At 72.4% G+C, this 5,820-nt stretch carries 5 protein-coding genes; 1 reads left to right on the top strand and 4 read right to left on the bottom strand.

Annotation, left to right across the window (positions count from 1 at the left end):
- Positions 1-148 precede the first annotated feature (148 nt).
- Entirely contained in the window at positions 149-1,393 is a 1,245-nt protein-coding gene (locus AC1DXK_RS29820) for a complex I NDUFA9 subunit family protein (protein ID WP_457105538.1), read from the bottom strand.
- Positions 1,394-1,626: 233 nt separating this feature from the next.
- On the opposite strand from AC1DXK_RS29820, the gene AC1DXK_RS29815 reads away from it, so the two are divergent.
- Positions 1,627-1,809, top strand: coding sequence for a hypothetical protein (locus AC1DXK_RS29815; RefSeq protein ID WP_457105539.1), 183 nt, complete (start codon positions 1,627-1,629; stop codon positions 1,807-1,809).
- A 9-nt stretch (positions 1,810-1,818) separates the two neighbouring features.
- Here AC1DXK_RS29815 and AC1DXK_RS29810 read toward each other — a convergent pair whose 3' ends face one another.
- The 3 genes from AC1DXK_RS29810 to AC1DXK_RS29800 form a co-directional block, all read right to left on the bottom strand.
- On the bottom strand, positions 1,819-2,760 hold the full coding sequence (locus AC1DXK_RS29810; protein ID WP_457105540.1) for an MBL fold metallo-hydrolase: 942 nt from the start codon (positions 2,758-2,760) through the stop codon (positions 1,819-1,821).
- Between the two features lie 205 nt (positions 2,761-2,965).
- On the bottom strand, positions 2,966-4,159 hold the full coding sequence (locus tag AC1DXK_RS29805; protein ID WP_457105541.1) for a L,D-transpeptidase family protein: 1,194 nt from the start codon (positions 4,157-4,159) through the stop codon (positions 2,966-2,968).
- A gap of 129 nt (positions 4,160-4,288) precedes the next feature.
- Positions 4,289-5,820: P-loop NTPase family protein (locus AC1DXK_RS29800; RefSeq protein WP_477299633.1), on the bottom strand; the 1,532-nt coding region annotated here is incomplete at its 5' end.

Here is a 5,820-nt window from a genome sequence, read left to right as displayed (position 1 = left end):
CGCGATGGCCCGCGCCCGCCAGCAACGGCAGGACGTGACCGCCGACGAAGCCGGCCGCCCCGGTGACGAGGATGCGCCGCGCGTCCGGGCCGCCGGAACCGAGGGGTGCGGGCGCGCTCATGGCCTGAGCCGGGAGACGGCTCGGCACCTAGCCCGGTTTCCGGGTGCCCCAGCGCACGCCCATGCTGCCCTGCGCGGTCCCCGGCGCGCCGCCGGCATCGGCTCCGATCGCCGGGCCGGAGGCGGTCTTCGGCCGGTGCTGCGAGCCGGCCGCCATGGGCGCGGCCGCCAACATGTCGGGCACCTCGGACAGCTGTTCCTCGTCGCGGTCGGTGGAGAACTGCCCCGCCTTGCGGAACGTCCAGAGATAGCCCGGCACCACCGCTTCGGCGGCGGTCGGCGTGATCCCGATCCCCTGGAAGGTCCGGCCCTCGGCCTTGGCGGCCTCCGAGACGACGTTGTCGTTCTGGAGCAGGATCACTTGGTCGCGGGTCAGCTTGAGCGTGTCCGGCAGCAGACCGAAGGTCAGGGTGTCGGCGATCTCCAGCATCCGGGCCTGGAGCTTGGCTGCCGGCAGGGGCAGGTCCACGATCGCGCGCCTGCGCCGGATCGTCTTGAGCATGTAGCGCACGAAGTGCTCCAGCGTGCCTACTTCCGGGCCGCCGAGTTCGTAGACCTTGCCCGCCGCCAAGCTGCCGTCGACCGCGCGGGCGATCGCCTCGGCGACGTCGCCCACGAAGGCCGGCTGGAAGCGTGACTGTCCCCCCGCCAGCGGCAGGACCGGCAGTGCCCGGGCGAGGCTGGCGAAGCGGTTGAAGAACCCGTCGCCGGGTCCGAAGATCAGCGAGGGCCGGAACACCACCGCCTCCGGGCAGGCGGCGAAGACCCGCGCCTCGCCTTCCGCCTTGGTGCGTGCGTAGAGCGACGGCGAGGCCGGATCGGCGCCGATCGCCGAGACGTGGATCATCCGGGCGCCCTGGCGCGCCGCGGCCCGGGCAATGGCGTCTGCTCCGTCGACCTGCAGCCGCGCGAAGCTCTGGGAGCCGGTTTCCTGAAGGATGCCGACGAGGTTGATCAGCACGTCGGACCGGTCGGCGGCCCGGGCCACCGAATCCGGGTAGCGCAGGTTCGCCTGGACGGCCACGATCTGATTGACCGTCCCCAGCGGCTGCAGGAACAGGGCGAGGTCGGGCCGGCGCACCGCCACGCGGATCCGGTAGCCGCGCTTCGCCAGCGCCCGCACCACGTGCCGGCCCAGAAATCCCGAGCCCCCGTAGATCGTCACGAGCTGGTCCTGCGGCCGCAGGAGCCCCGGCGCAGCGACGGAGGTGGGGCTCGTGTCCGGACTCGTGTGCGCCGTCGCGGGCGCGGTCGTGTTCTCTTGGCCGCTCATCGCCGTTGTCTCGGGCTCCTCGCGCGCCTCCGGGCGCCGTCAGGCCGCCTACTTAGCCTAACTTCGCCGCGTTGGGACCCGTCGTTTCGACCGTGGCGGCATTCCGGTGACAACGGACGACGGTCGCCCGGCGCCGAGCGGGAACGGGTGCGGCCGCCGTGCATTCTCCCCCACCAAACGACCCTGCCGAATCGCGCGGATGGGACGCGCCGGGGACTTCGATGATTGTAGGGATGCTCGTTTCCGCGGCGATCGCGGCGTTCGGCTTGCTGGTGGCGCTCGGCGTCGTCGGTCATCCGATCGATTCGCAGCTCGTGAGCACTTACGGCTGGAGCATCCTGATCATCGGCGTCGCGCTGTTCGTGCTGTTCGCCTGGGCGCGGTACGGCCGGACCCGCACGGGTCGGTCCGCCTGACCCGTGCCGTCAGGCGACCTTGATCCGGCGGCGCATCTCCCGCGCCACGGCGGGCCGGCCGCTCGGCCGACCCGTCACCGCGCGGGGTGCTCCGACCGTCAGGCTCTGGCGCTCGCGGGCGATGAACGCCGTCGGCATCTCGGCCTGCATGTCCGCCTCCATGTCGCGGAGCGCGGTGTCGGAATGGGCCGGGTGCAGGTGGATGATCGCCAGCGCCTTCACGCCCGCCGTCCGGGCCAGCTCGACGCCCTTCTGCCAGGTCGAGTGCCCCCAGCCCCGGCAGGTGGGATACTCGCCGTCGGTGAACATGCCGTCGTAGACCATCAGGTCGGCCTCGGCGACGAAGGCGGCGAGGTCCGGGGCCGGCCAGGGATCGCTGTGCTCGATGTCGCTGATCAGGCACAGGCGCCGGCCGGCGTGTTCGAATCGATAGCCGACCGAGCCCTGCGGATGATTCAGCCCGATCGTGTCGACCCGCGTCCCGTCGGGGAAGGTCAGGGTCTGCCCCGCCTCGAAGCCGTGATGGTGGAAGGTGCAGCACAGCTTGTCGAGGGTAACCGGGAAGAGCGGCGGCGCGAACAGGCGGTCGAGGGTCGGACCGGCCGATTCGCCGCCGAGGTTGCCGCAATAGGTGTTGATCACCCGGTCGCAGTCGAGGACAGCCGGCTTGAAGAAGGGAAGCCCCGCGGTGTGGTCGAGATGCAGGTGGCTGAACAGGAGGTCGACTTCCCGCGGCAGATCCGTCCGGTGTCCCTGCCCGAGGTTGTAGATGCCCGAGCCCGCGTCGACGATGAACATCCGCTGTCCGCACCGCACCTCGATGCAGGGCGTGCTGCCGCCGAACTCGGCGTATTGCGGGCCGCTGACGGGCGTCGAGCCGCGGACGCCCCAGAAGCGGAGGACGAGGTCTTGGTCGGCCGCCGCGAGGGTCGGCTCGGAACTCTTCGACATGGCGATCACGAATCCGCGGACAGTCGGTCCCGATCGGTTATGATCGAAACCCCGTCGCCGTTCCGGGAAGGTAGCTTTGAATACGGCAGGCCGACGGAGCAGGTGTACCGCCGATCCCCTGCCGTACCATGAATTGGTGTGCCGCAGGCCGTCGTGATGTGCGGCTGCGCACACGCATGGGCCGATGCGCCTGGCCTCCGCATGCCTAGAGCCGCTCGACCGACGCCAGGAGACCGGGGGTCGAGCCCCCCGGAATCGGGCGGCCGGGATGCGATCCGGCGAAACCGGCGGTGAGCCAGGATGGCAGGGCGTCGCCGTAGCGCGTGGCCAAGGGGGCGGTCAGCGCCCCGAACCGGTCCGGGGCGCGCTCGTAGACCGGGACGAATCCCGCCATCTGCCGGAGCGACAGGCCCGAATCGGGGGCGCCCCAGGACGCCCAGACGGTCTCGGGCACCGGCCGATGGGCGCGATGGCCCGGCACGACGACGACCTCCTGGCCCGCGAAGGCCAGGGCTTCCGGACGGCTGATGTCGCCGACCGCGCCGCCCCGGGCCGTGTAGGCCGCCCAGAAGACGTTCTGGCCGCCGTCGGAATAGGTGGTGCGGACGGCGGGTTCGCCCGCCTCGGCCAGCTCCGTCATCCGCGCCTCCTCGACGGCCCGGCGGGTGGCCACGGCGGCCTCGATGGCGGGATCCCGCGCGGGCGCGAAGGCGTAGCGGCCGCCGGCCACCGAGACCTGCAGCTCCTCCCGACTCGCTTCGAACCGGTCCGAGCCGGCCTTGAGTTCGCGCCAGAACGCGATGTTCGGGTCGGTCCGGTGCCGGGCCATGTTCTCGGCGGTCATCCGGAACGGGTAGGACTGGAACTGGAAGGCCGCCTGGCCGCCGTTCAGCGCGTCCCGCGCGAGGGCGTAGATCTCGCCGACCGTACCGTTGGTCATGGCGAAGCAGCCCATGGACGAGCAGATCCCGTGCACCATCACGGCCGAGCCGGTGCCGCCATGGGCTCGGTCATAGGCGTTGGGGTAGCCCACGTCGAAGGACAGGTAATAGTGCGAGTTCGGGTTCATCTGGCGCCGGGGCACCGTGTAGAACCCCTCCGGCGTCTGCCGGTCGCCGCTCTTGCGCTTGGGGCCGAGCTGGCCGGACCAGCGGCAGATCGGGAAGGTCTTGATGAAGACGTAGCCGGACCGGCCCTTCTTCCAGACCTCGATCTCCGATTCCTTCTTGTAGGCCCGGAACAGGACGGGCGAGGCGGCCGTCACACCCTTCTGCGCCATCAGCGCGAGGGTTTCGGCCGGGATCGGCGCCTCGGCCTTGCCGGCCTGCGCGGCGGCGGGGCCGGCGAGGGCGAGCACGGCGAGGCCGGCGGCGAGGGCTATCGTAGTCGGTCGAGGCATGAACCGTCCGCGCTGGATCGGCCGGGATGGCTGCCGGACGGGCGCGGCTCCCCGCCCTGACGGATTATTGCGGCGGCCGTGAGGCTGCACCCTCTCCTGCGGATCACGGCCTCCCACGGTCGCCCCGGGTCAGACCGCCGGGGCGGGCTCCCGCTCGGCGGCCGCCGGCACGGGCGTCACCACCGCGCTGTTCTCCACCGCGATCACCGCGTCGAACGGCTCGACGCCCTCCGGAAGGGCCGCCTCGGGAAGACAGACGATCAGGCCGCGCCCGGTCCGCGCCTGCCGCAACTGGGCGAGGCGCGCGCGCGCGCCCTCGGCCTTCCGCTCGTCCACCGTCACCGCCACCACGAGGATGTCGGGCTCGCGGGCGAGGCACCGGCTCAGCTCGATCGCGACCCGTTCGCGGGCGCTGATCGCGCCGTCCGCCAGGGCGCCGGTGCCGGGCTGCGCCTCGACCGCGGAGTCCAGGCCGAGGCCGTAAACCGAGGCTTCGAGCCCCTCGTCGGCCAGGACCCGGCGCACCAGTTCCCGCACCCGCGGCTCGGCATTCGCCTCGCTGAGGCTGATCCGGCCGAACAGGAGGTTCTCCTCCAGGCTCGCCGCCGGATTGACCCGGGACGGATCGTGAAACACCACCGCGCCGGCGAGGTGCGGCGGCAGCATCCGCGCGAAGGAGCGGCGCGCCTGGACGAGGCGCTCCTCGAACGCCGCGTCGATCAGGCCGAAGCGATGGCGGGTCTCGCTGTAGCGCAGCGCCAGCCCGATCAGGCGCGTGCGGTCGCGCTGCCCCGCGGCTCCCCGGCGCAGGCTCGCCGCGCCGGGGAGCCGCGCCACGAGATCCTCGAAATAGCCGCGCTCGGAGGCCTGGAACAGGGAGTAGGCGTCGAACAGCGGATGGTCGTTGGGCAGGTCGGCGAAGATCTCGACCGTGCTGCGGGCCACCGACAGGCCGATCTCCGTGAGCGGGCGCACGAGCCCCTCGGCCTCCAGGACCGCCCGCAGGTAGGGGTGGCGTGCGAAGCGCAGGGGCGCGAAGGCGCCGCCCACCGGCTCCCCGAACAGGATGTTCTCACCGATGCTCGCCTGATTGTTGTAGCGGTCGGGATCGAACGGCTCGACGAGGCGCTCGGCCCCCTTGGCGGCCAGCGCCACCCGCATGGTCCGCCGGGCGTCGACGATCGCCGCGGCGAGCCGCGGCTGGGTGGCCGGATCGAGCCGTCCGGTCAGCCCGCGGGCGTACACGAAGCCATCGAGCCCGGTGAGCCGGCTGATGCCGATCAGCGCGATATCGTCGGGGGCGCTCGCCGGGTCGGTGCCGTAGAGCAGGTTCTGCCGGAGCGACCCCTCCATCAGGATCGCCTCCCCCGCCGCGAAGGCGATGTGCCGGGCGCGCTCCGCGGGGTCGAAGTCGCGCAGGTCCGAGCCCGCATAGGTGACGGCTCCGGCGGTGGGCTCGACCTGTCCGGCCAGCACCGCCGCCAGCGCCCGGGCGCCGCTGCCGCGGCTGCCGGTGATCGCCACGTGGCTCGGCATCGGCATCGCGACATCCACGCCGGTCAGGCGCTCGCCCGTGGCCGGGTCGAAGGCGCCGACCCCCTGGGTCGCCAGGATCCCGGAGCGGGGCAGCGGCTGCACGCCCGCCCCCGTCCGGTCGGCCC

It is taken from the genome of Methylobacterium sp. P3_A11, from assembly GCF_056403155.1.
This window is presented reverse-complemented; position numbering and strand designations above follow the sequence as displayed.

Bases quoted from the DNA above. Each gene is read 5' to 3' on its own strand.
- AC1DXK_RS29820 (WP_457105538.1), bottom strand. From the start codon at position 1,393: ATGAGCGGCCAAGAGAACACGACCGCGCCCGCGACGGCGCACACGAGT.
- AC1DXK_RS29815 (WP_457105539.1), top strand. From the start codon at position 1,627: ATGCTCGTTTCCGCGGCGATCGCGGCGTTCGGCTTGCTGGTGGCGCTC.
- AC1DXK_RS29810 (WP_457105540.1), bottom strand. From the start codon at position 2,760: ATGTCGAAGAGTTCCGAGCCGACCCTCGCGGCGGCCGACCAAGACCTC.
- AC1DXK_RS29805 (WP_457105541.1), bottom strand. From the start codon at position 4,159: ATGCCTCGACCGACTACGATAGCCCTCGCCGCCGGCCTCGCCGTGCTC.